Source organism: Roseovarius halophilus (ex Wu et al. 2025) (assembly GCF_047086965.1).
In genome coordinates, this window is record NZ_JBKOTX010000608.1 from 1 (window position 1) to 324 (window position 324).

At 63.6% G+C, this 324-nt stretch carries 1 pseudogene; it reads left to right on the forward strand.

The features are described from left to right. Positions 1 to 324: pseudogene (locus ACH107_RS33700) on the forward strand (DDE-type integrase/transposase/recombinase); the annotation flags it as partial.

Below are 324 nucleotides of genomic sequence, written 5' to 3' on the forward strand. Positions count from 1 at the left end.
GATCCTGGTCGAGGCGCGGCCAAACGCCCGGTGGTCGTTGGATTTCGCTTCGCGGACCTTCGGTTCGTCCATGACCAGCTCGCCTGTGGCCGGCGGTTCGCTCGCCATTGTTCTTGAACCAATGGCGCCCAATGGCTCGCCCTGAACGTGGTCGACGATGTCACCCGGGAATGCCTCGCGGCGATCCCGGACACATCGATCTCGGGGCGGCGTGTCGTGCGGGAACTGACGGCCCTGGTCGAACGGCGTGGAAAGCCTGGCATGATTGTCAGCGACAACGGCACCGACCTGACCAGTAACGCGATCTTAACCTTTGCCACGGAG